Source organism: Anatilimnocola aggregata (assembly GCF_007747655.1).
Lineage (GTDB): Bacteria > Planctomycetota > Planctomycetia > Pirellulales > Pirellulaceae > Anatilimnocola > Anatilimnocola aggregata.
In genome coordinates this window covers 6,661,804-6,686,765 of record NZ_CP036274.1, presented here as the reverse complement: position 1 = coordinate 6,686,765, position 24,962 = coordinate 6,661,804, and the positions used below count along the sequence as shown (strand labels likewise).

At 57.4% G+C, this 24,962-nt stretch carries 18 protein-coding genes; 7 read left to right on the top strand and 11 right to left on the bottom strand.

Translation table 11 applies throughout. The annotated features are described in order from the left end of the window. Positions 1 to 183 precede the first annotated feature (183 nt). Complete coding sequence (locus ETAA8_RS25100; RefSeq protein WP_145095067.1) at positions 184 to 735, top strand: hypothetical protein; 552 nt, start codon at positions 184 to 186, stop codon at positions 733 to 735. Between the two features lie 30 nt (positions 736 to 765). Here the strand turns inward: ETAA8_RS25100 and ETAA8_RS25095 are convergent, their stop codons facing one another. After that, a complete protein-coding gene (locus ETAA8_RS25095; RefSeq protein WP_145095065.1) occupies positions 766 to 1,647 on the bottom strand; it encodes a hypothetical protein in 882 nt (293 codons plus the stop codon). 241 nt (positions 1,648 to 1,888) lie between these two features. Here ETAA8_RS25095 and ETAA8_RS25090 point away from each other — a divergent pair, with 241 nt between their 5' ends. From ETAA8_RS25090 to ETAA8_RS25075, 4 genes are all read left to right on the top strand, one after another. Continuing rightward, positions 1,889 to 2,383 (top strand): hypothetical protein, encoded by a 495-nt coding sequence (locus ETAA8_RS25090; RefSeq protein WP_145095062.1) that lies wholly within the window; start codon positions 1,889 to 1,891, stop codon positions 2,381 to 2,383. A gap of 139 nt (positions 2,384 to 2,522) precedes the next feature. Further along, on the top strand, positions 2,523 to 3,506 hold the full coding sequence (locus tag ETAA8_RS25085) for a capsular polysaccharide export protein, LipB/KpsS family (RefSeq protein WP_145095059.1): 984 nt from the start codon (positions 2,523 to 2,525) through the stop codon (positions 3,504 to 3,506). Positions 3,507 to 3,556: 50 nt separating this feature from the next. Continuing rightward, entirely contained in the window at positions 3,557 to 4,282 is a 726-nt protein-coding gene (locus ETAA8_RS25080; protein ID WP_145095057.1) for a class I SAM-dependent methyltransferase, read from the top strand. A gap of 70 nt (positions 4,283 to 4,352) precedes the next feature. Next, positions 4,353 to 5,213: a deoxyribonuclease IV gene (locus ETAA8_RS25075; protein ID WP_145095054.1), complete on the top strand. Its 861-nt coding sequence runs from the start codon at positions 4,353 to 4,355 to the stop codon at positions 5,211 to 5,213. A 73-nt stretch (positions 5,214 to 5,286) separates the two neighbouring features. Here the strand turns inward: ETAA8_RS25075 and ETAA8_RS25070 are convergent, their stop codons facing one another. The 9 genes from ETAA8_RS25070 to ETAA8_RS25030 form a co-directional block, all read right to left on the bottom strand. Beyond that, positions 5,287 to 7,395: a peptidylprolyl isomerase gene (locus ETAA8_RS25070; RefSeq protein WP_238397563.1), complete on the bottom strand. Its 2,109-nt coding sequence runs from the start codon at positions 7,393 to 7,395 to the stop codon at positions 5,287 to 5,289. Between the two features lie 305 nt (positions 7,396 to 7,700). Next, positions 7,701 to 9,131 carry a DUF1501 domain-containing protein gene (locus tag ETAA8_RS25065; RefSeq protein ID WP_145095047.1) on the bottom strand — a complete coding sequence of 477 codons (1,431 nt, stop codon included), beginning with the start codon at positions 9,129 to 9,131 and terminating at the stop codon, positions 7,701 to 7,703. After that, positions 9,121 to 11,355: a PSD1 and planctomycete cytochrome C domain-containing protein gene (locus ETAA8_RS25060; RefSeq protein WP_202921257.1), complete on the bottom strand. Its 2,235-nt coding sequence runs from the start codon at positions 11,353 to 11,355 to the stop codon at positions 9,121 to 9,123. Before ETAA8_RS25060 ends, ETAA8_RS25065 begins: the two co-directional genes overlap by 11 nt. Before the next feature lie 175 nt (positions 11,356 to 11,530). Beyond that, entirely contained in the window at positions 11,531 to 12,469 is a 939-nt protein-coding gene (locus ETAA8_RS25055) for a redoxin domain-containing protein (protein WP_145095040.1), read from the bottom strand. 3 nt (positions 12,470 to 12,472) lie between these two features. Then, positions 12,473 to 13,951, bottom strand: a complete 1,479-nt coding sequence (locus ETAA8_RS25050; protein WP_145095037.1) for an exo-alpha-sialidase — start codon at positions 13,949 to 13,951, stop codon at positions 12,473 to 12,475. Between the two features lie 14 nt (positions 13,952 to 13,965). Continuing rightward, complete coding sequence (locus ETAA8_RS25045) at positions 13,966 to 14,409, bottom strand: carboxypeptidase regulatory-like domain-containing protein (RefSeq protein ID WP_145095034.1); 444 nt, start codon at positions 14,407 to 14,409, stop codon at positions 13,966 to 13,968. Between the two features lie 77 nt (positions 14,410 to 14,486). After that, positions 14,487 to 15,599, bottom strand: coding sequence for a DUF1559 domain-containing protein (locus ETAA8_RS25040; protein WP_202921256.1), 1,113 nt, complete (start codon positions 15,597 to 15,599; stop codon positions 14,487 to 14,489). An 86-nt stretch (positions 15,600 to 15,685) separates the two neighbouring features. Continuing rightward, positions 15,686 to 16,333: a hypothetical protein gene (locus ETAA8_RS25035; RefSeq protein ID WP_145095031.1), complete on the bottom strand. Its 648-nt coding sequence runs from the start codon at positions 16,331 to 16,333 to the stop codon at positions 15,686 to 15,688. Between the two features lie 93 nt (positions 16,334 to 16,426). Continuing rightward, on the bottom strand, positions 16,427 to 16,861 hold the full coding sequence (locus tag ETAA8_RS25030; protein WP_145095028.1) for a hypothetical protein: 435 nt from the start codon (positions 16,859 to 16,861) through the stop codon (positions 16,427 to 16,429). 248 nt (positions 16,862 to 17,109) lie between these two features. Between ETAA8_RS25030 and ETAA8_RS25025 the strand changes: the two genes are divergently transcribed. Together ETAA8_RS25025 and ETAA8_RS25020 are read left to right on the top strand one after the other, a co-directional pair. Beyond that, a complete protein-coding gene (locus ETAA8_RS25025; RefSeq protein WP_145095025.1) occupies positions 17,110 to 17,472 on the top strand; it encodes a hypothetical protein in 363 nt (120 codons plus the stop codon). Between the two features lie 328 nt (positions 17,473 to 17,800). Continuing rightward, positions 17,801 to 18,241 (top strand): Hsp20/alpha crystallin family protein, encoded by a 441-nt coding sequence (locus ETAA8_RS25020; RefSeq protein WP_145095022.1) that lies wholly within the window; start codon positions 17,801 to 17,803, stop codon positions 18,239 to 18,241. Positions 18,242 to 18,354: 113 nt separating this feature from the next. Here the strand turns inward: ETAA8_RS25020 and ETAA8_RS25015 are convergent, their stop codons facing one another. Continuing rightward, on the bottom strand, positions 18,355 to 24,777 hold the full coding sequence (locus ETAA8_RS25015) for a hypothetical protein (RefSeq protein WP_145095019.1): 6,423 nt from the start codon (positions 24,775 to 24,777) through the stop codon (positions 18,355 to 18,357). Positions 24,778 to 24,962: the final 185 nt, after the last annotated feature.

The following is a 24,962-nucleotide window of genomic DNA, read 5'->3' as shown; positions in this document are numbered from 1 at the left end:
TATCAAGTGGACCGCAGTGGGCAAGCTTTGCTGAGACGTAACCCCCGCGAGCGTGAGTTCACTTGTCCGAGGTGCCACATTGCAGGCTTCGCCCTGCTCGACGTGAACGACCACGCTTCATGCACATCGTGCCAATTACCACTCAGGCGAGGACCTGACGGCAAACTGCACAGCGTCGAACAAGTGGCAAGCCTCTTTCGCGAAATGCAGGAGAAGTCACTCCTTCACCGTCAACAAGAAAAGGCTGCGAAGGGAGTAACTACCAGCCAACTCCCTTCTCGCACTGTGCTGATTGCGGGTGCAGTTCTAGGCTGCTTGTTGCTCGTCATGTTCTCGCGCTGGCTTCTGGTGGGGACATCGCCCAAAAGCCTCGCCGCGCAGATGACTGCCCACTGTCTTGCCGGAGACTGGGAACTGGCCGAGGCGCTCGTGGGAGAAGATGAGTACGAGCTGGGGGATTTTCAGAAATGGCGAATCACGCACTTCGCTTCGATCCAGCAGAAGTTTCGACCCAACGACACAACTAATGTTCAAGTCGAAGTAATTGAGGCCGATTCTGATCAATTGGTGGCGAACGTCATTATCAGCTCTCGGATCCTGGGTACGCGAAAAATCATGCAGTATTGGACGCGCGAAGAGGAGGGCTGGTTGTTCGATGCTACTGCTTCACTCCGCGATCCTCGCAAGCTGAGCCAGGTTAAGCCCAAGCCCACCGCCGCGCCGCGGAAGTCGTGAAACGCTTCTTACTGGTTATTGAGCGCCATGTTATTGATCGTCGGTGTACCACGAAGTTTTGCCGCGGCCGGTTGTTTCGTGCGGTAAGAATCGTGCTCCGGTATCTACCTGCAAATAGTCTCGTAGCGGTGCCCAGGGGCGAATGCGGACGCCGTCGATTGATTGCTCGAACACGCCGCTACCAGGAACCGAGAACTTGATGTGTACGAGGCCATAAGCACTAAGGCGATCGTCAAATTCAGGATGTGCAGCTTGAAAGGGAAGTTGAATCGTGGCACCCCGCTGGCCATAGTCGCTGGGGTTTACCGCGTGCGACCAGCGAGCGATTGGCGAAACCATACGGCCGCGACTAGTCGATGCCAGGCTGAAGTCACGAGCTTCGAGCGCGTAGAGCTCCACTTCCAATGTGCCGCTGGCCAGCGCGACGTCCTGCCAACCGGTGATGGGCTGCATATAAATGACGAGTCCGTCGGCCTCGACATCTCCGTCCCAATTGGCCAGCAAGGCATCGGTCGAGATGGAAATCACTTTTGCCGGCGGCAGTGGCGGTTTTGTGTCACTGGGGAATTCGTCGGCTGGCGGCAAAGGCTGCAGCTTCGCGCGTTCCGCTTTTGACTTCGCGGGCGTTGCCAATTCCTTTACTTTGGTAGCGAGCGTTGCTGCGGCGATGGGCTTACCTGCGAGGAAGGCTGCTTTCACTTCACTCCAGGCAATGGGCCGCCACAGCACCGCGCCGCCGCGCTCGAAGCGCAAGACCAGCTGCTGAGCATTCGATTTGTCGTCGATCAGCCCTTCCCACTTACGACCCGAAAACGTTTCGATCACTATGGTCGTCGACTCTTGAGCCACGCAGGCTGCTACTTGCCAGGCCAAGCCAGCGATGGCCACTAACAACGCTCGATGCTGAATCATGGTGCGATGCCCGTGCGAATGGATCAGGCCGGACGGATAGTCACCGGCACAAACGGAACCAACAGAACCGATGACTATCCAACGCAACAACCGCGCCCAATGCCATTTAGTAACCACCGGACGAGTGTCCAACCTATTGGCTTTTCAGCACTTAGTGTTTGCCGTTCGCCGAGATTGCCGGGGCGGACGTGTCGCTCCAAGATGCCCGCCGGCATCATGTGGCAAGAAAGCAACAAGCCGAATGACGCGATGCCACCACGCGCTCGACGTGACCTATATTTCAGGATCAACGATTCTCACGATTAGCTGCCACCCTGAGATGCCCATGCGCGCTTGCCGAACATTGTCTCTTTTACTTCTGTTGACCTTGCTTTGTCCGCTCGGGCGGGGCGATGCTCCGGCCGGTGCCGCGGTCGCGGCACAAACGCGACCAGTCTCATTGCGCCGCGCTCCAGAGGGAGAGCGAGCAGGTGATCGTCAACGCGAAGGAACGAAACTGACCGATGTGACTGGCCGCTTCGAACTGGCTGGCGATCGGATCACGTTTTATCCAAGTAGTGGGCGTGAAACCTATCGAGTCCTTGAGAATCTTTCGCTCGAACGAGTCGGCCAGGTGCTCAGCGAAAGTCGTGCTCGGCAGGAATGGACGGTCAGTGGCGTGTTGACCGAATTCCGAGGTACGAACTATCTGCTACTTAGCAAAGCGGTTGTTAAATCAGCCGTCGATCCCCGCTAGGCGTGTGCTAGCAAACGAATTCGTCTTGGTCGAATGGGCCTAATTTGGTACACAAACTCTCCAGCGCTCGGGGATGAAGCGCGGATCGGCAGGCCTCTTGCGCTCAGCGCGAGATTGAACGGAGTCATCATCGCCGCCCATGAAAACGATCGTCGTTGAAGACCGTACCTGCCTGCTCGCCAAGCCAGTGCTGCAGGCGATTGCCGATACGTGCATTTCGCTGGGCCATCGCGTCGTTCGCTGGCGAGGTCCGCTCTCGGGGCGTGTGCCTCATTCGCGCCGTTTACAGCGTTGCCATGCTGCCTTTGTGTGGAATGGTGTTCATCCCAGCTACGCTCCTGCGATGGCCGAGTTGGCGGCCATGCAAGCGCGAGTCGCTAATGTCGAATTGGGTTGGAACCCGCAACGTGGAACTTGTCAGATCGATACCGCAGGAATTAATGCCACGGCCAGTTGGTCGAGCGAGCCGCTGCTGACCGTCGGCAAGACTCCTCTGGCCGTCCGTCCGCAGGGGGATCTGCTCGTTCCGCTACAACTCGATCGCGATACGCAAATCACGCAGCTGTCACCCTCCTTTGCCAACATGAGGGCCTTGGTCGAGTTTCTCTGCCGCAATTCGCGCTTGCCGGTGCGAGTTCGCCCACATCCCAAAGCTCCGGCCGATCCGCTGCTGCAACAGACGACCTTGCGTCTCGGAGGAAGCTGGGACGACAGCTCGAACTTTGCCATGGCCGTGCAGCGCTGCCGGGCCGTTGCCCTCGTCAATTCATCCGTGGGTGTGGAAGCACTGGGCCAGCAGTTGCCGGTGTTGTGTTTCGGTCAGTCGATTTATCGGCACGAAGGGGCCGTCTATTGCCTGAACAACGACCCAGCCGCGACGGCACAGGTGACGAGTGAACTACAGCACGGACACTGCACCCTCACCGTCGAACGCGTGGCTGCTGCCTATCACCGCGTGATGAGCCATCAATGGACGCACGCCGAAATCCCCCAGCGTTTGCCGGCGATTGTCGATCAACTCCTGGCTGGTACCGTTGACTTTGCCGATCAACCCTACGGCCTGTGGTCTCAGCTGATTCACTTGCTTACACCTTGGACTGGCAGCGGACGCCGCGCTGCCTGAGTGCATTCAACTTCCTCAGCCAGCGAACAACTATTTTCCGTGAGGCCCAGATGACCGCCAAAAAAGAAGCCCTCAAAGCTGAGGAAGCATTGAACAAGCTGATTCGCGATTTTTCGTTCGACACCGTGCTCGATGTGGGCTGCGGCTACGGCCTGCATACCGCCCGCTTTCGTGCTGCTGGGAAACAAGTCACGCCGACCGATATGTTTTCGTTCTTCGATGGCGGCGTCGTCACCGGCGACTATCTGGAAGTGCAGTTTGGCCAGCAGTTCGATTGCCTCTGGGTTTCGCATGTGCTCGAGCATCAACTTAACGTCAACTTCTTCCTCAAGAAGTTGCATCGCGATCTGAAAGAAGGGGGCTTGCTGGCCATCAGTGTGCCGCCACTCAAACACGAAATCGTCGGCGGCCACGTCACGCTGTGGAACGCCGGTATCGTCCTCTACAACCTGATTCTCGCCGGCTTCGATTGCTCGCAGGCTCGCGTCAAGTGCTACGGCTATAACATCAGCATCATCACGCCCAAGATCACCGCCAAGCTGCCGTACGACCAACTCAAATTCGACAACGGCGACGTCGATACGCTGGCCGAATTCTTCCCCAAGCACCCGAAGCTCAAGTGGCAGCAGAACGTCCCAGGCAATATCGCCCAGCTCAATTGGGACGCCGACGAGTTCGTCATGCACCGCGACCCGAAAGCTGAATGGCGGCGCATTCGCCGTTGGTTCTCTCCCCGCCGCTGGTTCGAGAAGCCTTCGGAAAAACGGGCCGCGTAAGGTAGGTATCGAACTACACTCGCAACTCTTAGAATCGGACCTTTCCTTAAGCAGTGAAAGGACGTTGCGAATGCCCCTCCTCGGTGCCCACATGTCGATCGCTGGCGGCTACTACAAGGCCCTCGATGCTGCCGGCGCGCTGGGGATGGAGACCTGTCAGGTCTTCACGAAGAATAACAATCAGTGGCGGGCGAAAGAAATCACCAAGGCGGAGATTGGGCAGTTCGCTGATTCTCGCCAGAAGCACAATATCCAGCATGTATTGTCGCACGCCTCTTATCTGATCAACATGGCGGCTGAAGCGGACGAGCTGTGGAACAAATCCGTTGAAGGACTAGTGGTGGAACTACAACGTGCCGCGGCATTGAGCATTCCTCACGTCGTAGTGCATCCCGGTGCGGGAGTGAAGCTGACAGAAGAAGCAGCCATCGCTCGTGTTTCGGCAGCCATCAATCGCGTACACGACTTGGCCGGCGAAGTCGGTTCGCAGATCCTGCTGGAGAACACAGCAGGACAGGGGACCACCTTGGGGCGTCGCTTTGAACAGCTGGCAGCCATCATCGCGGGGGTAAAGCTTGAACATCGCGTGGGTGTTTGCATCGATACCTGCCACGCGTTTGCTGCCGGCTATCCGCTGGGAACTTTGCCAGCGTACACAGCCATGTGGAACGAGTTCGATACGCTTCTTGGCCGAGATCGGCTCAAGGCGATGCATCTGAACGACAGTAAGAAGCCACTCGGCTCGCGCGTTGATCGTCACGAGCACATCGGCCATGGCGCGCTGGGACTGGAGCCATTTCGCCTGCTCATGAACGATGTTCGCCTGCAGCAGACGCCCATGTATCTCGAAACTGAAAAGGCCGAGAACGACGATGGCGAACCCTGGGACGCTGTCAACCTTCGCACGCTACGCGAACTTGTTACCGGCTAGCTGCCCCACGAAAAAACCGCAGGCGAATTGGCCTGCGGTTCTGGAAAGGTTTGATCGTTTCGACGAATAGCGTTTAACGCTTCGTCGGAGCAGGTCCGCGGGGCATGGTGCCAGCCGTTGGTGTCACGCCGCCCAGCGAACGCACAGCACCTGGTCCACCAGCAGGACTGACGCCCGAGCTTTGAAGCGGGCCCTTGCCGGCACCCGGAGCCATTCCTTCGCGACCCGATTGCGACGTACCTGCGACGTAGTTGTCGATCTGCGAAGTTCTTAGCAGGCGGTCGAATTCGGTGCTCATCTTCACCCGCAGTTTCTTTTCTTCCAAATCCTTGGTCAATTCCTTGCGAGCGATTTGCGGATCGACGGCCACCGGGCGAGTTCGGCCCAGGCAACGCAAAATGATGAACTGATCGTTCAATGCCACAATGCCCGACATGGTGCCGGCTTGCAGCGAGAAAGCCGTCTTTTCGAGTTCCGGTGAGCCGCTGTGCTTTTGAATCGGCGGAACTTTGCCACCGTTCGAACGGGACGAAGGCTCGACCGAGTACTGCTCGGCCAGGCTCGCGAAGAAGGCATCGGTCGGGTTATTGCGGGCCATTTCCCACACCTTTTGCGCCTGGCGTTGATCGCCGAGTACGATGGCGAGGACTTCCATCCGCTCGCCGTAGTTCGCTTCGTAGGCCTTTTGCAAATCGTCTTCGGTGATGACGACCTGGCTGCCGACGATCTTCTTCAGTGCGACCGATGGCCACACGGCATCGCGCACGTACAACTCGACCGGTGCCTTGTCTTGCTCGGTCACTTGCTTGAGCCAACGGTCCACGTCGGGCGAGCCGTCGGGCTTCTGCATGCCATACATGTCGGCCGCGCGAGCAATCTCAGCATCGAGATCGGACTGCGTGATCGTCGCCTTCCGCTTGACCAACTCTTGTCCCAGCACCTTGCGGCTGATTTCGCCTTCGAGCACTTCATGCCCGTAGCGGGAGAGGCACTCGTCGGTCAATTGCTGCGTAGTAATCGGGCGGCCATTGATGGTGGCGGCAGCGCCCGGTACCTGCTTGGCAAGTTCGGGATTGTTGTAGATGTTGACGATTGTCGCCTTCTTGGCCATCGTCTCGAAGAAATTCGCCGCTACACCGCGAAGCTTGCCTTCCTTCAAACGTTCGCGCAACTTGGCATCAACCAGAGGCATTTGCTCGGGCGAAATCACGCGATTGGCAATTTGTTCTTCGCACTTGAGGATGTAGTACTTGTCGGCGACTTGAATGACCGGCGAGATCTGGCCGGGTTTCAAGCTAAACGCGATTTGCTCCAGGTTGGCGTCGCCTAAGTGACGGCGGATCGGCGGGATCACGCCATAGGCCGAAGCCACACCCGGGTCGTCGCTATGCTGCTTCGACATCTCGCGGAACGTCTCGGGCTTGGCAGCCACATGAGCGTGCAGTTGGTCGATCAACTTCCGATCGCTGTGGACGATGAGCAGGGCTTTGACCTTGGGGCCAAACTCCGAGTCGAACGCCTTTTGCATTTCTTCCTGAGTGACTTCGGTTTGGTCGGCCGATAGTTTGCGGAGGGCCAACATTGGCCACACGATTTCGCGCTTGTATTGGGCTTCGCTATAGCCGCGTTCTTCTCGCAGCAGTTGCATCCAGCGATCGCGCGGCAAGCCAAACTTGCTGGCAATCCGTTCGATTTCGCCGTCGATATCGGCGGTCGTGATGACAATTTGCTTCTCAGCACAAGCTTCGGCAATCAGATGGCGGTTGACCATCCCTTCGAGCACTTCCTTGCCGAACCGCCACAAGCATTCGCGGCCCAGATCGGCCTGACTGATCTGCTCGCCATTGACGACGGCCATCACTTGCAACTGAGTAGGGTTGGGGCGAATCGGTGCTTGAGCTGCCGGAGCATTGCCGGTCGGGCGCGGCGCGATTTGATTCTGAGGAACTTGTTGGGCGGGAACCACTGAGCCATTGGGTCGAGCGGTCGAGCTGGGTTGTCCCGGAGCCCCTTGATAGCGATTCGGAACCGGGGCGGGGCGAGTATTTTGAGCCGCAGCTTGCGAGCCGAAATCACCGGCACCCAGTAGGGCAGCAGCAAACAGACCCGCGCTGGTCACGGCAGCAAAAAATTGGCGGCGGCGAGCACTGGCAGCCGACCGGTGGGTTTCCTTACCTGTCATGAGCATTCTCCCTCAATCCTTGTGGGCGTCCGTTGGCAGCAGCGACTGGCACACCTCGCCAGCCGAGCAAACTGGGTCGTTTGGCAGCTTTTTGCAAATTCGCGGCAAAAACATTCAAGAAAACGGCTCTGCTGCGATCAGCGGCCGGACTATAGAAGGCTGCCGAAAACAGGTCAAGGCGAAGCTGGGGAAGGCAAGAGTGAGAAGGCAGGCTGCAGAAGTGACGGGCAAGGCGAACAGTTAGCTAGCGTTGGCTCCGGTCGGTCAGGCGTAACTTGCACGGATAAGCGTGCTAGCCTGCAAATCTACGAAATGATCTCTTTGATTACCTTGCCCTCGACGAACGTCAGCCGCTCGTTGCGGCCTAGGTGAGGGTAGGTAAGTTTGTGCTGATTCAGCCCCAGTTGATGCAAGATTGTGTTGTGGATATCGCGGAAGTGATACGGCTGCTCGACCGCTTTGAGCCCGATGGCATCGGTCGCGCCGACCACTTGCCCACCCTTGATGCCGCCGCCTGCCATCCACATAGTGAAGCCCAGGTTGTGGTGGTCGCGACCCTTGCCTGACTCTGCTTCCGGTGACCGTCCAAATTCGCCACCCCACAGCACCAGCGTGCTATCGAGCAGTCCGCGCCGTTTGAGATCGGTAAGGAGGGCGGCCACGGGTTGATCGGTTTCGGCCGCTTTGCGCAGGTGATTCTCTTCAATGTCGCTGTGGGCGTCCCACTGCATGTTGCCGGGACCACCGCCGGAAACCACGCAAGTGAAGCGAACTCCCTGTTCGACGAGCTTCCGCGCGAGGAGACAGCGGCGGCCATAGTCGTGCGTTGGTTCCTTACCAACGCCATATAAATCGAGCGTTTCTTGCGTCTCATGCGACAGGTCGAGAACTTCGGGAGCTTCGCTTTGCATCTTGAATGCCAGGTCGTAAGCGCCAACGCGTGCATGAAACTCTTCATCAGCTGGGTCAAGCGTGGCCTGGTTCAAATCGCGAATGAACTTTGCTGTCTTCTGCCGTACGAGTGGGTCGACACCTTTCGGCAAATCGAGATTTAGCACCGGCCGTTCGCCTGGCCGAAACATGGTGGGCTGAAGCGCTGCGGGCAAAAAACCGTGCATATACATCGGCTGACCCGCTTCGAGTGCTCCCTTTGGATCGGGAAGCACAACATATGCGGGGAGCGAATCACTTTCGGCACCAAGGCCATACAAGATCCACGAGCCCATGCTGGGAAAGCCCGGCGTAATCCGCCCGGAAAAAAGCTCGTATTGCGCGGCCGAGTGGACGACCATATCGCCGTGGCACGAACGAACGATCGCGAGGTCGTCCACGCACCTGGCCATGTGCGGGAAAAGATCGGATACATCGATACCGCTCTGGCCGTACTTTTTGAACTTCCGCTGCGTGCCGAGAATCTTGGCCTCTTTATTGATGAACTGGTACTTCGCTTCTCCGAACTCCACGGGACGTGATTGCCCGTGCAACGTGTTCAGCAGCGGTTTGGGGTCGAATGTCTCCAAGTGGCTTGGTCCGCCAGCCATGAACAGAAAAATAACTGCCTTGGCCTTCGCCGCCTGGTGCGGAGCTTTGGCTGCCAGCAGATTGCCTGCCGCGCGGGCCTGCTCTTGCTGCACGAGCGAAGCGAGCGCCAGCCCGCCGAAGCCGCAGAAGGCGTCGCGCACGAACTCGCGCCGCGTGCGGGTTGGCCGGGCATGCTCTCGAAAATCAGCGGACATAAGCAAAGTCATTCAGGTTAAAAATGGCCAGGGCAAATTCTTCCAGCGAACTTTCGGCGAGAAAGAGGAGCGAAGCCAGTAATTCTTTCGTCGTTGGTTGGCGTCCCGCAGCCAGTTCAAAAGCCCGCTGCACAATCCGTTCGTTACGCTGAGCAGGACCAAGGGGGGCGTCCGTTTCGGCCACCAGCCGCTCGGCAAAGGCCGGCGCCAGTTCGTTCGACGTATTACCGTTCAGCAATTCCAGAGCTTGTGGCGCATGGGTACTCGATTCGCGACGGGCACAACTGGAAAGGAGCGCCGGGCCATCGAAGGTTTCGAGAAATGGCAACCGCAGATTGCGCTTGGCAATTAAGTAGATCGTCCGGCGGTCGTGTTCACCGGCCCGCTTGGCGATTTGCCATTGCGACGGCTTGTAGAGTTGATCGACCAATTGCGGATCGACGGGGGTCATCACGCTCGCGCCGCCGATTTCGTCATTCAAGCGGCCCGCGACGGCAAGCATAGCATCGCGTAATTCCTCGGCAGAGAGCCGACGACGATTGAACTTCCAGAGCAGGCGATTCTCAGGATCGAGCCGGGCCGGTTCGATCGCACTGGGCGCTGAACTGGCTTGACGATACGTTTCGCTGAGGACAATCTCGCGATGAATGCGTTTGGCTTCCCAGTCCCCATCGATCAGTTGTCGCGCGAGCCAATCGAGCAATTCGGGATGGCTGGGCCGATCGCCTTTGGTGCCGAAATCGTTGGTCGTCTTGACGATTCCCGCTCCGAAATGCCCCTGCCAAAGGCGATTCACAAATACGCGGGCCAGAAGGGGGTTATCGGTCGCCGTGAGCCAGCGCGCGAGTTCCGTGCGGGGCTGGCTGCTATCGGCCGGCGACTCCGGCATTTCGCTAGGGACCAAAATGCTTGGCGGCCGGGGACCAACGGGCTCGAGTTTCTTTTCCCAGACGCCGCGCCGCAGCACGTGAATGGGCGTGCGATTCGAGAAATCGTTGAACGTGGCCGGAATTGTGGCAAGCATCGGTGGCAGCGAATCTTCCATCGCATCTAACATCGCCTGCATCCGCACTCGCTCTTCACCCGTCTTGGTCCGCAGCACCAACTTCAGGGCGTCCATTTCAGCCTTGATCCGTTTGGTCTCCGCTTCCCAAGCTTGCTGCTCGGCAGGCGGAGCGAGCGGAACGTTCTTTTCTTGAGTGGCCGCCAGATAGGCTTGCAGGCGGTAATAGTCCCGCTGCGAAATGGGTTCCAGCTTGTGGTTGTGACAACGAGCACAGCCCACCGAGAGGCCGAGGAAGGCTACGCCGATGATATCGGTTCGCTCGGTTAATACTTCGTTGCGGCTGAGGGCGATGTCGGGATTGCCCGCGTTGCGTCGCACGGGCCCCAAGCGATGAAAGATAGAGGCGCTCAACGCTTCATGATCTTGCGGAGCCAATTCATCCCCCGCAATTTGTTCGGCGACAAACTGATCGACGGGTTTATCGAGATTGAAGGCTTGCACCACATAATCGCGAAAGCGCCAGGCATCGGGCACGTGCCGATCGTATTCGTAACCTTCGCTCTCGGCATAGCGGACAACGTCCAGCCAATGCTGAGCCCAACGTTCGCCGAACTGCGGACTCGCCATTAAGCGGTCGACCAGCTTTTCATAGGCGTCGGGCGCGGGATCAATCGCAAACGCGGTAATTGCGGCCGGCGATGGAGGGAGGCCCAGCAGGTCGAAATAGACGCGGCGCACCAGATCTTCGCGCGTTGCAGCGGGTGCCGATGGCCAACCTTGGGCGGCCAGTCTTGTTTGAATGAAACTATCGACAGCACCAGTGCCGGCTGATTTATCCGGGGCAACCGTTTGCGGGATGGGTTGAAAGGCCCAGTGCTGACGAACTGCGGTGGGCCATTGATCCGCGAGTGCAATGGCATCCTCGCGCGGGTCAGGAGCGCCGAGTTCAATCCAACGGACAAAGTGGGCAATAGTTGCTGCCGTTAGTTTGGGCTGCTCTGGGGGCATTTCAAGGCCACCTTCGTGCCGCAGCGCTTGCACGAGCAGGCTTTCAGCCGGCTTGCCAGGAACGACCGCCGGCCCTGAATCGCCACCGCGGCGAGCTAGTTCGCGGCCATCGAGTCGCAGGCCACCTTCGACCATCTTGGCGTCAGCACTGTGACAGCTATAGCAGTGCTGCTTGAGTACGGGCTCGATCTGTTCGCTAAATAGCTTCAAGCCAACTGCCGTCGAGGCTTCGTTTGCTCGAGAAAAAGCTGACGTCAAGCCACAGGCTAGCGCAACAAGAAACGTCAATTGGAAAGTATGCTTCATAGCATAGTAGCTTAACTAATGAGCGTGCTCCGGAGCAAATCGGGCGTTGTGAATGGGCAGAGCTCGGGGGCACTTTTCGCTAAGGCAGGTAGTGCTTGATTACTGCTTTCATCTCCGGTCGGGTCCAGTCTTGCACGCCTTGCGAGCGGCCGATGACGTTGCCGGTGGAGTCGATGAGCCAGACGGTGGGGAGAGCTTGTACTTCGAAGCGGCCGTTGGCGAGTCCTGATTCGTCGACGCTGGTCTGCACGCCCGGAGCGACACGACCGACTAGCTCCTGGGCTTCCGCTGCTGATTCGACATCGGCGCAGACATTCCAGACGACCAGGCCTTGCTTACGAAACTCCTCATCCAATTGATTCAACTGCGGCAACTTCTTGAGGCAATGCTCGCAGTTTGTGCCCCAAAAATTGAGTAGTACTAACTTCCCTTTTTGTTCGCTCAACGTTCGCTTCACGCCAGCCGCATCGACTACTTCCAACTGCGGCGCTGGCTGCTGGCCGTTTGCCGGATAAAAACCGGCCGTTTGCAGTAAATGCGCCTCGGGAGTGACTTGCTGCACAATTGGAGGCTGGCGCGTTGCCAGCAAAAACACGTGATCGACGACTGCTTCTAAATCCACACCTTCAATAGCCCCCTTGGCACTGGGCATCGCGGTGCCGGCAATTCCGTGGAGTGTCACTTCGCGAATCTTGTCCTTCGTCGGTTCAAAACGCCACGGCCGGACAGCGAAATCGCGCGGTGGCGGTTTCAGTTTGGCTGCACCCTCGCCGTCGCCGCGTCCGTCGGGACCGTGGCATTTGGCGCAGTGAATCTGAAATACGATCTCGCCGCGACTTACGGTAGTCGTGTGTTGACCTGCGGCAGCCTGAGCGCTCGGCAACGACCGCGCGCGGAGTTGACGGCCGGCAAATACCGCCGCGGCCAACAGCGCGCACAGCAAGAGGCAACTTGCACTCCAGCCCCACGAAAGGGACTGCGGCGATTGGGTCGGCGATGATGGCCGCTGTAGTTCCATGAGCTATTTGCCGTCCTGTGAGTCGGCATTCACTTGAGCAACCGGCTCATTAGCAACGGCAGACGTGTTGCGAACTGCAACCATTACCCGCTTGCCCGTTTCATCCAATTCGTTCCAAGCAGCAACCAACAGACCCGAAGTTCCGCTGGCGATGCCTGGTCGCGTTTGAAATTTCCCCGGCCGGCTGGCAAGTGGATGGGGCAGATCGAACTTGCCATCGGCCCGTGGAGCAATGCTGTGCATCACCACCCGCCCCGCGCCCGTTGGCGGACCATGTTGATGCTCGGCCGGCTCACCGATTTTCGCAACTGGCTCATCGGCGAGGCTTTCTTCCCAGATCGCGTGGACCGCGCCGCTGCCATCGGTCCACAAACGGGCATTCCCTTGAGTTCCTGGGCCCGCGGAGTGCAACTCCTGCGTTGTGAACTTGAGGTCGTGCAAGTTCGCCCAGCCGTAGTAGCAGCGCTGCTGGCCCGTACGGGCATCCATCCAGGCCGCATGCAGGACATCGCCCGTGATGGCCAGCGACGGACCATCGTGCGGGCAACCCGCGAACTCCCAAGTCGGCGAGACCACCGGAACGGGCTGCGAGAACTGCGTGTCGCTCGGTCGCTTGACGCTGATCCAGATATCGCGATAGCCATCAACTTGCCCACGATAGGCGACGACAACCGTTTCGTCGTCGGCCACCTTCACGACCGTCGTGCAGCAGGGGCAAACACCTTTGTCGTCCTGCCCCGCAAAGATCAATTGCTCTGCGCCGAACGTATCACTCCCCGCAAATCGAACCGCAGCAAACGGCTGCTGAGCGCGATTGCGACTATCGAGCCAGCTGCAGGCCACTTTGCCACTCGGGCTGACCGACATGGAGATAAACGTTGGCCGCGCGTCAGCACTTTCGTGCGCGGTGACCGGTTCTGAAAATGTAACTCCGCCATCGCTCGTTTCGGCAACGAGCAGTTGAATTGATTGGCCATCGGCGGGAGCATCGCCCCAGCCGATCACGACTTTGTCGCCGTACGCAGCCAGTTGTGGCAGCATGCGACGTTCGCGGGCGACTGTTTTGCCCTTCATCTGCGAAACGGACTTGAAAATGCCTGACTTGCGAAATGCTCGGGGCGACGCGAATGTCTGGCCACGATCGACGGAAGTCATGAGAAATAATGTGCGTTCGTCGCTACCGGTTTGCGACGACCAGGCTAGATAGATTCGCTGCTGCGCGTCGACGGCTACGACAGGAGCCTCTTGTGAGTCGCGAATGTCTGCCGCTGCCAGCGGAAACGAATGGCGAACGGCATCTTTCCAGGGGCCTGTTTCGGCTGGAACGACAACCGACGTTTGATCGGTTTGACTTTCGAGTGGTGGAACTCGATCGGCTGGTGGCAGGAAATAGCCCACTGCGATCGCAGCCACAACGGCCACTGCTGCCATAGCCAGCCACAGCAACTTTCCCTTGCCCGGTTTGGCCGAATGTTCATTCATGGCGATGACTTTCGTTAGCGAATCATGGGGAGTGGCGGCAATTCCAACTCGAGACTGTTCGTCGCGGTGGGCCAGGTAACCTTCAGCGGCGTGCTCTCCACTTGAGCATATTTGGCCGGAACCTTGAGTGGTGCCCCCGCTGATTCCACCGTGCAGCGATACTCGCCTGGATCGAGAAATAGCGAGCCCTTCGCGCCGTTGGTGACCAATTCGAACGAGCCGTCTGCGGTTGAGACCGCAAATCCCACTGGCGACCACAGTCCACCTTGCTCGGCATGCACGGTCAATTGAAAGTCGCTCAGCGGCGCGCCGCCACTGCGCAAGATTCCTTTGGTGCCACCCGTGACCGGACGTGGACCGCAGCCCAGGATAACGGCGAGGTCAATCAAAAACAAAAACGCGACGATTCGGTTCCGCGCCCGTTCGGGCCGCGGAACCCTAGGAAACAAATCGAGCATAACTGGGCTTACTTATATGAAAGGAGAGAGTGATTTTGAAGCGATTCCATGGAATGGCGCGCAGCAACGCGCGACCATCAAAACGAACCGAGCCCAAATTCGCTCCCTTCACAACTATGCAAACTGCGACAAACTCTGGCGTCGAGTGTGTTCGCAAGCAAACGTACCGAGCCATCACCCATTGCCACATTTGCCCCGCCGGGATGAAAGCTGCGGGCCGCAAAAAAACCGGTGAAGTGAGTCACCACATCGGGAATCGGGCTGTTCGGCGGCAAGTAACCATTGGTCAGCGTGCTCATCGCTCCCGAATGAGCCCAAGAAGTACCGCGCCCGCGCAGGGCGGCGCTTGCAGCGCCACGCCAATTGGTCTTCTGCGGCCAGATGGAGGCCAGGTCGGGATTCTCAATCACGCCATTAGGACCATTCGACCAACCGCCGCCGGAGGCAGCTAAGCCTTGTTGCATCTGCAGCGTCGCGTCGACACCGGAAGAGCCGTTGAGCGTCGCCTGGTAGGGAGCCTTGGGCAGCGTACCAGCCGGTAACGTAAAATCGGCACCCACGCTGCGAACCGCTTCGCTCATCATGACGGTGTTCGAAGTCCCCGAGGTAATCTCGGCAAAACGGACTCCGGAGTTCTCGTACACAAAGCCATCGGTTCGCCAACGCAGGTCGTAATAAGCCTTGGTGCCACTCCCATAGCTGACCATGTAGTTAATGCCCGAATATTGACTGCCGCCGGCACCCGTATTCAGAACCGGAGCCGAATCGCTGGGGCAGAGGGCGACCTTGATGGGAGTGGCAAAGGCCACGGCGAAGAGCGGATTGGGTACCAGGGCATTGAACGGCCCGGTGAAGGCGGGCTGTGCGAAATCGAGCTTGCCCTGCAGGTTCGCTTGCTCGATAAACGGCAGGATCCGCGCCTGGGGCGAAAATCCCTGCACGTTGGGTTGATAGTTCTGTGCGTTCGTCATCGGAAACGCCAGAAACGAATCGTGATAAAGATGCGTGGCGATGCCCCACTGTCGCAATTGGCTGCCGCACTGGGCGCGGCGGGCCGCTTCGCGAGCCGATTGCACGGCGGGCAACAGCAACGCCATTAAAATGCCGATGATGGCAATCACTACCAGCAGTTCCACGAGCGTAAATCCAGACCGCGCAGGGCGCGATCTTCTTAACCAGGAAAGTAACACTTCAAATCCCCCGAGAAACGCGCGCAGCACGTTGCGTATCAGCAGCAGCGCGCAAAACCAGAACGAAACGCCAGCGATGTTGTTCGCTAGGCTTTCGGGGGCGGAGAGTCCGGCGGAAGATTCACGGAGACAAGTGCCGCCTGGATTGGCTCAGACAGTTCGGCAGTCTTTTCTTCGATTGAGATTTTGACTGGTACTGGCGGTGGTGCCGCGGCCGAGAAAATCAGCCAGAGTTGATCCAGTCCTTGGCACTGCCGCGCTGCGACTGCATTGACGAGCGTCAGTCGCCAGGGCAGCGATGATTCGACATTCCCGGGCGATTCAACATTTCGAGTAGCCAGATCAGCCTTGGCACTATCTCCGTTGGAACAGCAGGACTTCACCGGGGCGGCAGTCTTCGTCGCACAGCACGATGGTTTGTTCACCACCAAGGTTGCTTCGTCTTTGGCGGCAGCAATTGCCACAAAAGCGGGTGGCTTCACGCCATTCTTCTTGGCCCAGGCCAACTTGGCTTTGTTGGTATTGCAGCAGCAGGCCCGCCAGCACATCGTGGCATTGCGGCAGCCGCACGCGGAGTGCTGACAAGGAAACGGCTGCGACAAATCTTTGACCGTTTCGGGGCTGGTGGGTTCGATGATTGGTACGCCGATGACCGCGGCCAGAAAGCCGACGAGCGACAGCGCAGCAACAGCGCGCTGCAGGAGTGGTCGGCGATAGGCGGGTAGGAATTGCATGGCGAGGCGATTGCGGGGCAGATCGCAATCTTCGGTCAGAGTACCTGCCGCGTTTACGCCGGGCAAGTAGCAATGAGGATTTCTCGCCGGCGTTTATTCCTTGGCGGGAGGCGTCGTCGCACCGCGTGACTTAGGCATGTTGAGGAGCGCGGCCACAAAGTCGCTGAAGTAGCCGCGAATCTCGAAGTCGCCGCGCCCCATCGACCAGAATCGCGAATTGGGGGCGACGAGCACACGATACGACTGCCCGTGCTTCATATTAAAGAACACTTCGTACTTGGCTTCCCAGGCCCCCGCTTCGTCACTCTCTGGCCGGGTGCGATAGCTGGGAAAATAGCTTTCCAAAATCGCCAGTTGCCGTGTACCTTCCACGCGAATTGCCGTGGTCTTCCCGTCGTGATCGTAAACGATGAGTGCGCTCAGTGGCTTTTCCGCAGTGTCTTCCGCGCGACTGCTTGCGCTAGAAAAGATTGCCGCCCCCAGGGCTAAGACGATTGATAGTGCCATCCGGAATTTGGGAGAAGTCATCGACAAAGTCCCGTTTGTTGGGCATTGTTGGGCGAACGGCTGCTGGGTCACACCGTCAGTCTAACCGTCAGCTTGGCTGCCGAATACGCAGCTTTTTCGACGGGCATGTCATTGCGGCTGCCCGCGATAATTTTTTCTTGCTCCGTTTCCAATATCCGGAAAACGGTAGCGAATAAGAGTCTTGAGGGCGGGCGAAGATTGGCGTTTGCAATTAGCAGTTTCGCCGCCAGTGAACAGGAGAGCTGCGAATGTTTGGAAGTCCGGATTGGTTCAAGCCGAAGACGATTGGTTGGGGGCTAACCCCCGTTCGCTGGCAAGGCTGGGCATATACGCTGGCGTGGATCAGTGTCATCGCGGCCCCGTTCGTACTGCTGCTGATGCGCGATCAGACGATGGAGTCGTTTGCCTGGCTGGCCGTCACGATGGGGGCCCTGTTCTACGATGTGCGAGATATTCTCCGCCAGAAAAAAGTCGGAGCCGCCGGTAGCGAGACCATGCTCACCGCCACGGCGATTGGGCCCGATAAGGACGTGCTTTATATCGGTGATAACGAGCCTGGTGTCTCGCAACATGCGACTCGCAACTATGCCCTGCACCTGAAGAAGGCTTGAAGATAACCTGGCTGCTTGATCCAACAATCGAAATGCTCCAACGGGCTCTGTCACTTTGACAGGGCCTTTTTTCTGCGCGGTGGTCAAGCGACTGGCTAGTGAAAAGCAACGTTTCGAGAGCCGCGCATAAGTGATTCAATTTCAATTGGTTCCGACGACTCGCCAGAACTGCAATCGTGCCCCCCATCTATTTGGCACGCCCGTTGCTTATTTAGCCTATCAAAGCTCAGTCGAGCCGAGATGTTCAGCCGCGGATCAGCATCTCGCAGAGACAAACAAATCAAGTCGTCGAACATTCCTTGGTACTTGTCAGTAGAGAGGTGAAGTCATGTTGCACAGTTGCAAACCCCGTTGGACTTTGGCGTTTCCCCGTACTCTCGACTCCGTTTCTCGCGATGTCGAGCAGGCCTTCGAGCAGTTGGTCAGCGGCAATGGATTGGCGCGAGCCTTTTCCGCACCCACGAACCTGTGGGAGGAAGAGGGCCAGTGGCGAGTGGAAGTCGAACTACCCGGGATTAAGCAAGAGCAAATCGAACTGACGCTGGAAAAGAATCAGCTGAAGATCGCCGCCGAACGCCTGGCCCCCGAAACCGACCGGAAGTACGCTCACCAAGAACGGGGCTATGGCCGCGTCGAACGTTTGATTACGCTGCCCGAGACCGTCGATGCGGAGAGCATCGAAGCCGAGTTGCACGACGGCATCCTGAATTTGACGTTCAAGAAGAAACCCGAAGCTCAACCGCGGAAGATTAGCGTGAAGAGTTTGTAGTTTTTCGTTCTGTCAACGCAAAGAGTGAAACGAAAAAGCCGGCAGGAACACAATCCTGCCGGCTTTGTTTACGCATCGTCAATGTCCCGACAGATCGATAGCTACTTCACCAACTACCGTTTCGGTGGGCTTGCTTCTCGCACAAGTGCGCCATACTCATCACTAAGTACCAGCAAAGAGAACTTCTGCGCGCTGTCCAAATCGTTGGTGCTCAGCGAGGCGTAGTCAAACCGTCCACGGATATCCGTGTAGCCATCTTTGAAGAACTTGATTTGGCCGTTCCCCATTTGGGCGTACACTTTTACATAGGCCTTAGGCACCGGCTTGGTCGTACCCTGGTGGGTAACTTTCACCTGGCCATAGTTCTCAATCACTTGCAAGGTGAGCGAGTGAGCGTAATAGGCCTGCGTCTTGGTTTGCCCCCCGGCGACGATTTCGACCAGCACATTGCGATTGGTTAGTTCCGGCGGCATATTGACCGTGAACGAGCGCTTGTCGGCGGGGACTTCCACATCTTGCGAGAAGTTCGGCCGGATGCTGTTGAACTGGCCACTGACCTGCTGGAAAGGATTGCGACTGAACAACAGTTCGACGTCCATCTCATAGTAGTTGACTCGGAGCGTCTTCAGATTCTGCTGGTCGATTCTCAATTGCTTCGCTTCGACGAGGAAATCGAAGCTCGGCTCGGTCGCTGCCAGGGTCCCTTGTTGCTGGGTACGATCTTCTGGATCGACGGCCCGGGAGCCCTTGCCTTCCGCTTCGTCCAACTGCTGCACAACGGTCGCGAAGGTGTTCCGCCACCGATCGACAGGATGATTGGCATACTTTAGCGCGATGGCGCGGGATTCGGCCAGTTCGCCCGTGAAGAAGCCGAGATAAGCGGTGCAATAGTCATATTGCATCTTCATTTCGAGCTTCGCGGGATTTACGCGATCGAACATGGCCAGCGATTCTTCGATTCGATCTTGCAGCAACTGGTAATACGTCACTGCGAGCAGATCTTCGTCGTTCAAGTCGCGGGTATAGGTCAAATCTTTGAGATAGCGATGATACTGTTCGAAGAATCGATCGTTCACAATCTGCCGCCGCTTGCCCAGGGCATGGGCGCGAGCATTCACCAGCGGCTTGTACTCGAGATGTTCGAGTGTGCGGCGCTTGATCGGGTCGATCACCAGCAAACTGCTCGTCAGCCGGCCACCGCATTCATTGACGATCTTATCGGTATGTTGTAAGAACTCTTTGGCAGCTGCGGGAACATTGTGCAACAGCGAATACGACCAAAGGGTATTCACATAGACGTGGTGCAGGGCAAGTTTTTGAGTAACCGCGGTGAACATCTTGGCGTCTTTCATCCGCCAGGCGATTCGCTCCAGGTTGATACTCTGCAGGTTGTTCTTATCGAGAAAGGCGAGGACTTGCTCATCGGTGCCGTGCTGCGAGATGTAGTCCCACGATTCAGTGTCGATCTTGCTCGGCTTATCGACCACGCTGAATAAGAACGGCTCCGGTGACGCGATGAGCGTTTCGTTCTTGGCCACGTGCACAGGGAACTGCGGAAAGCGGCCAGCGGTCGGGAAGTAGAAATAGTAATCGAGCGTTTGCGTGTGGTACGGCTCGAGTTGCAAGTGAATGGTTCTGGTCACGTGACTATTCAGAACGGGAATGGCACCCTGCGGAATCTGCGTGAGCAGGTTCAGTTTCTGCCGGGCAGAAGTTGGATTGGTGACAACAATCTGGCAACCATAGACGGTGTGCACCAGGAATTCTTCCGAGACAAACTTGTCGACTTGCTCTCCATTCTCTTGGCGATGCCGATCGCCGTGGCGATAGAAATTCTGGCTGACGAGAACCTTGTTCGTGCCATCAGCAGCGGGAGCAGGGCGAATTTCTTCGTGGAAGACCACAAGCGGGCCACCGGGCACCAGCGTCATTTTCGAGCCATCGAACTTCGTTTCATGCTTGGGAGATTCGAAGGGAAGATCGAGAACCGAAAGGGCGAACATCATCTCGGGAAAATTCCTGGCCCCTTCAGCGACGTTGCGTGTGTAGAACGCGCCAGCCGGGTCGTGTGCCGCGAAGTCTTTCCAAAGTGCGTTCACGGTCACCAGGAGTGTGTTCTGTTGATCGATGGTCAGGTGGTGGTAATTGTTTTCCGCCCATTCCATCGTCTTTTCGAGTTGGCGGAACAATTGCCGAACTGCGGCCCGCCGCTTGGCTTGCTCGCCGTTGGCATCATGAAACTCTAGTTCGACATCCTTGAGTTGATCCGCGACCGCCTTCTCGTCGGCGAGCGCATTCTGCTTGTAACGGAGTGAGCGGCCATCGCGGGCCTCCGATTTCTTCGCAGAGGCCTGCGCATCGCGCTGCAACTTGTCGACCTCTCCAGCCTTGCGGGCCAAGGATTGCGCGATCATCGGTCTGTCGGCGGCAGGCATGGCACTCATTGGCGCAGGAGGAGCGGCTGGAGCAATCCCACCAAAGAACCGGTTGGCCCCATTGGTCGACAGCGCTTCCCGCTTGGCTTCCAGTAGGCCAAGAGAATCGTTGGAGTCGAGCGCACTCCCTTGCACTGCCGTATCGAACAGGCGAATGAAGTTGTCGATGCTCGGCGGCAACAGTGAATAGGCCTCGGTGATAAAGCGATTTGTGTTGGCCCGTTCATCTTTGACTCGCTGCGCCAGCAGAATTCGCTCGACCGTGTTCAACTGACCGTAGTTCCACGGCAACAGGTACTCGTCGAGGTTGTTCTCGAGCAGGAAGTTGTCGACGAACGTCTTGTCTTTTTTGTTGGCCAGATAGGGAACAATTACTTCCTTGAAGAACTGGGGATCTTTCTTGAACAAGAAGAAACTCAGTTCGTGGCTGGCGTACTTGCTGTAGAACGTCCGCTTCTCTTCGGTCTTGAGCTTGGGCCAATTCAAAATAAAGGCGAACTCGGCCAGCTTCGGATCATGGCTGAGCGTAGTGTAGAGCGAATAGACTCGGGCCAGGCTGTCGTAAGCTTCGAACTTGCTGGTCGTGATGTCGTGTAAAGTGAACGTCTGCCCGGCCGCGACCACGGTGATTTGCTTCTGCTGCGTGAAGTGCCCCTTCGGAGCGAGGCCGTTGATCAACCGCAGATCGACAAAGTCCATTTTGACTTCGGGCAATTCTAATTGACGATACGTCGTGTTAGCCGGATCGACAGCCACGATATGCAGCTGTTGATGACTTCCGAGCGCGACGCGGTCGACTTCGACTACGCCTTTATCGTTTGGCGTTAGATTGACGAGAACCGCCGAGGCCTGCGAGAGAAAATCGAGATTGGCGAAGTTGTTATCTCCGCCGTGTTGATCTGGAGCTGATTCGGCAGGTCGAGCCGCCGCGGCATTGCCACCTTGACCCTCGGCTCGGAACGCATCGCCACCTTCGGCCAGTTGTTCGCCCGTTTCGGTCGTGCGAACGGCCCAGGGATTGAGTAGGAGTGAAGGCCGATCCAGCATGTTGCCGGGGAACTTCGCCGCGTATCTGCGATCAATGATGTAGCGGTACTCATCGCCAATGTTCCGGCCCGTCAAGTAGACCGACTGTGCCGGTGTTTGCCGAAAAACATAAGGCTCGGCATCGCGCACTCGCGACAATTGATCGAAGACGCTGTACTCGGGTACGTACCGGGTGGCGAACAAGTGAACACGTGTGAACTTGCTGACATTACTCAACTGAATGACCAGTTTTTCGCCAGCTGGCTTGTCTTTTCCTTTGGCTGGCTCTGGTGCAAATACCGCCGTCTCGATCTGCACCGGCTTAAGCGGCTTGGTCTCCAACTGACGCCACCGACCAAGCACATAGCGGCCTGCTTGGGCGCCATCGCTCACACGAATTCGGATGCGACGTTGATAGGTCTTGAGATAAAGATCGAAATCGCCGGCCGGCAACTTCGCAATCGTGAGCAGGCCGTCTTTGATGGTCACGTTTTCAAAGCGATCGATGGTGAATGAGTCCCCGCGCAGTTCAAGCACCGAAATCTCTTTCCGTAAGTCTTCTGCCGGAAGATCGGCGTCTGCTGCAGTCAAATCGCCTACGCGCGGCAGATAGGGGAGCGAGATCACATCGCCAGTTCTGGCATTCAAGGTCTGCGGATAGGTGTGGGCATCCAATCGCAGATGCCAAGTATGCGAAGTACCTTCCGGGCCATTCGCCGTGATATGGGCAATGTCGTTCAACTCGCCCAGCTTGATTCGCCCTTCAGGATCGGACTTCAGCGTGACGTGCAGCGGTTGACGGAAGTCGCGATGCTTCAAACTCAGCGAGATGGGGCGCGAGATGCGGGCTTCGCCGGTCTTGCCGCGGAGTTCGAGCACAAAACCACTGGCACTGCGAAGCAGATGGAGGTCTTCGACTTTTTCGGTCCGGTCGATGCCGTTCAGCGAGAAGCTGTGGTTGGTCGAGAGGTCGATCTTTTGACTTCCGACGCTGACCTGCTGCACTTTCGCGCTGAGTCGAAAAGTAATCGTGGCCAGTCGCGCTGGAACTTGGAACTCGTGTTCCGATTCGCGGTCTTCGTACAGCTTAAAATCACTGATCTCTTGCGTCGAACCGACGCCATCGAGATCGGTTGAAGTGATTTGCAACCTCACTTCTTCCAGTAAATTCAGGGAAACGGGAGTACCATTGATGGCGAGCGACGCGCGGACCAGCACCTTGGCCGACTTGCGTTTGAGGAGCGATTCGCGGTCGACATAAAAGGCCCCAGTCAGGCCGTAATTCTCGGCTTCGTGCACGAAGTGCGACAGCGAAGAGTATTCGGTTGTTACACCCTTTTCGCTCATGATTGGTGCCGAGATGACGATGGGCTTGCGACCCGGTTGAGTGCTGAACGGGACGTTAATCGTCCCATCTGAGGCGGCTGTGTATTCGTGGCCACCGAGGAAAATCGAAGCATCATTCACGACCTTGTTCTGGTCGTCGAGAACGGTGAAGTCCTGCCCAGCAGAGGTGGTGCGAACTACTTGTCGCAAGTTGCCTTTTCGCACCAGCGCTCGGCTGCTGCGGCCATTGCCGATGAAGTCGATCACATAGACGCCGGGCCGCGCGAGTTGCGGAAAATCGAACTTTTTGGCAACTCGCAGCAGCGGGGCTTCGGTCAGCGTGTATGTCTGTTCGTGATTCGCCACGAGCCCATCAAGGTTGATATCGGTGTCGACTTCGCGGAGCTGCGTGCGATAGAAGTTTTTCGTGTTCAGTTCGAAGACCTTCACAATCAGCGTGCCGGTGTTCTTGACGAACAGGTCAAGCTTGACCGGTTCATCGGCCGTGAAGCTGGTCTGATTCGTGAACGCAAAGTCGATATCGACCCGATCCTTCAATTGCTTGAACTGCTCGGGTGCGATGAGTGAGGCCCACTTCTCTGCATCACCCAAGCCATTGACGATTTTCACTTCGGCTAGCAGTTGGCGGAGGTAAAGATCGTTGATGTACGGTTCGAACTCCTTCGCATCGGCAGCATCGCGGAGGAAGTGCATCAAGTATGAACGCACCAGTTGCTCGTCGTTGCCGATAGGTGGCAACAAGGTGACGCCGCCATAGTTGTTGTTCAAGTCGCTCGGAAACTGACGATAGGCCTGCGACTCTTGCATGGCCCGCGATATATAGCCCACGTGACGTGGCAGTTTGATATAGGCCATAAAGCGGGCCTTGTCGTAGATGCCCCGCTGGCGATCGAGCACCAGGCGGTGATAAAGCACGTGCGACTTCAAACTGTTGTGTACAGGTGACAGACGATCGGCAAAGGCCGTCAAACGGTCGAGGTAAGCTTCGAGCACCTTGGGGTCGTGCCGCAGATCTTCTTCAGCTGTTGGTTGCAAGCGGGTGATATAGGCCGCCACGAAGCGCTGATGATTCAATACATCTGGCTTCAGCTTGACGACTTCATCGAGTTGCGCGAGAAGCAACTGGTTGTGAATATTCAGCGAGCCGAAACCCCCTGAGTTTTCATGGTTCAAGTCGTCGACGATTACCTTCGGCAGGTTCGGATGATCGGGCCGCTGCAAGCGTGCGAGCAGGCTGCGGCGTTGCAGCGGATTGAGTTCGCTCACCAGCAGCCAGTCGAGGGCCGTTTCTTCGTACTGCTCCAAGTTATCGTTCGAGTAGGGCTTAGCCCGAGCGATGAATTGCTGGCGCGAGATTGCCGCGGCATCCAGGGCGGTCGGCAGGTTCGGTTCGGCCCCGAGCACTTCGCGCTGGTGCGGAAAATTCAAGCCAATACGATTGCGCAGGTAAGAAAGAGTTTTGTCCGGATTCTTATCATAGGTCAGCAAGTGCTGGCGCGTCCGAATTTCCCAAACACGGCCGGTTTCTCCGTGCCTCTGCACCCACGGGGGCAGCAATTGGTCGACCTTCTCGAACTGCTCGGTCGCGAGGTAGTACAAAGCGTGATAGTAGTAGTATTCTTCCGTGCCAGGTATCAGCTGGGCCAACGCCTTGGTGCGATCGCGAGCCAGCGCGAAATCTTCGCGAAAATCGATCTCACCGCCCTGTGCGGCACCCCAGAGAGACATAAGGCAACATACTCCTACCGCCGCCAATGTTTGTCGCAACGCCCTACGCATGGTCATCTTCCTGTGTGGCAGTGATCTTGCCAAGTGATTAGTTCGCCAGCACTTACGTTTGATCGCCGCAAACGTCGGCCGGTGGTACAAGTCTACTCGCTGATGGAATGAATGCCGGATTCGGCTCGCGAAAT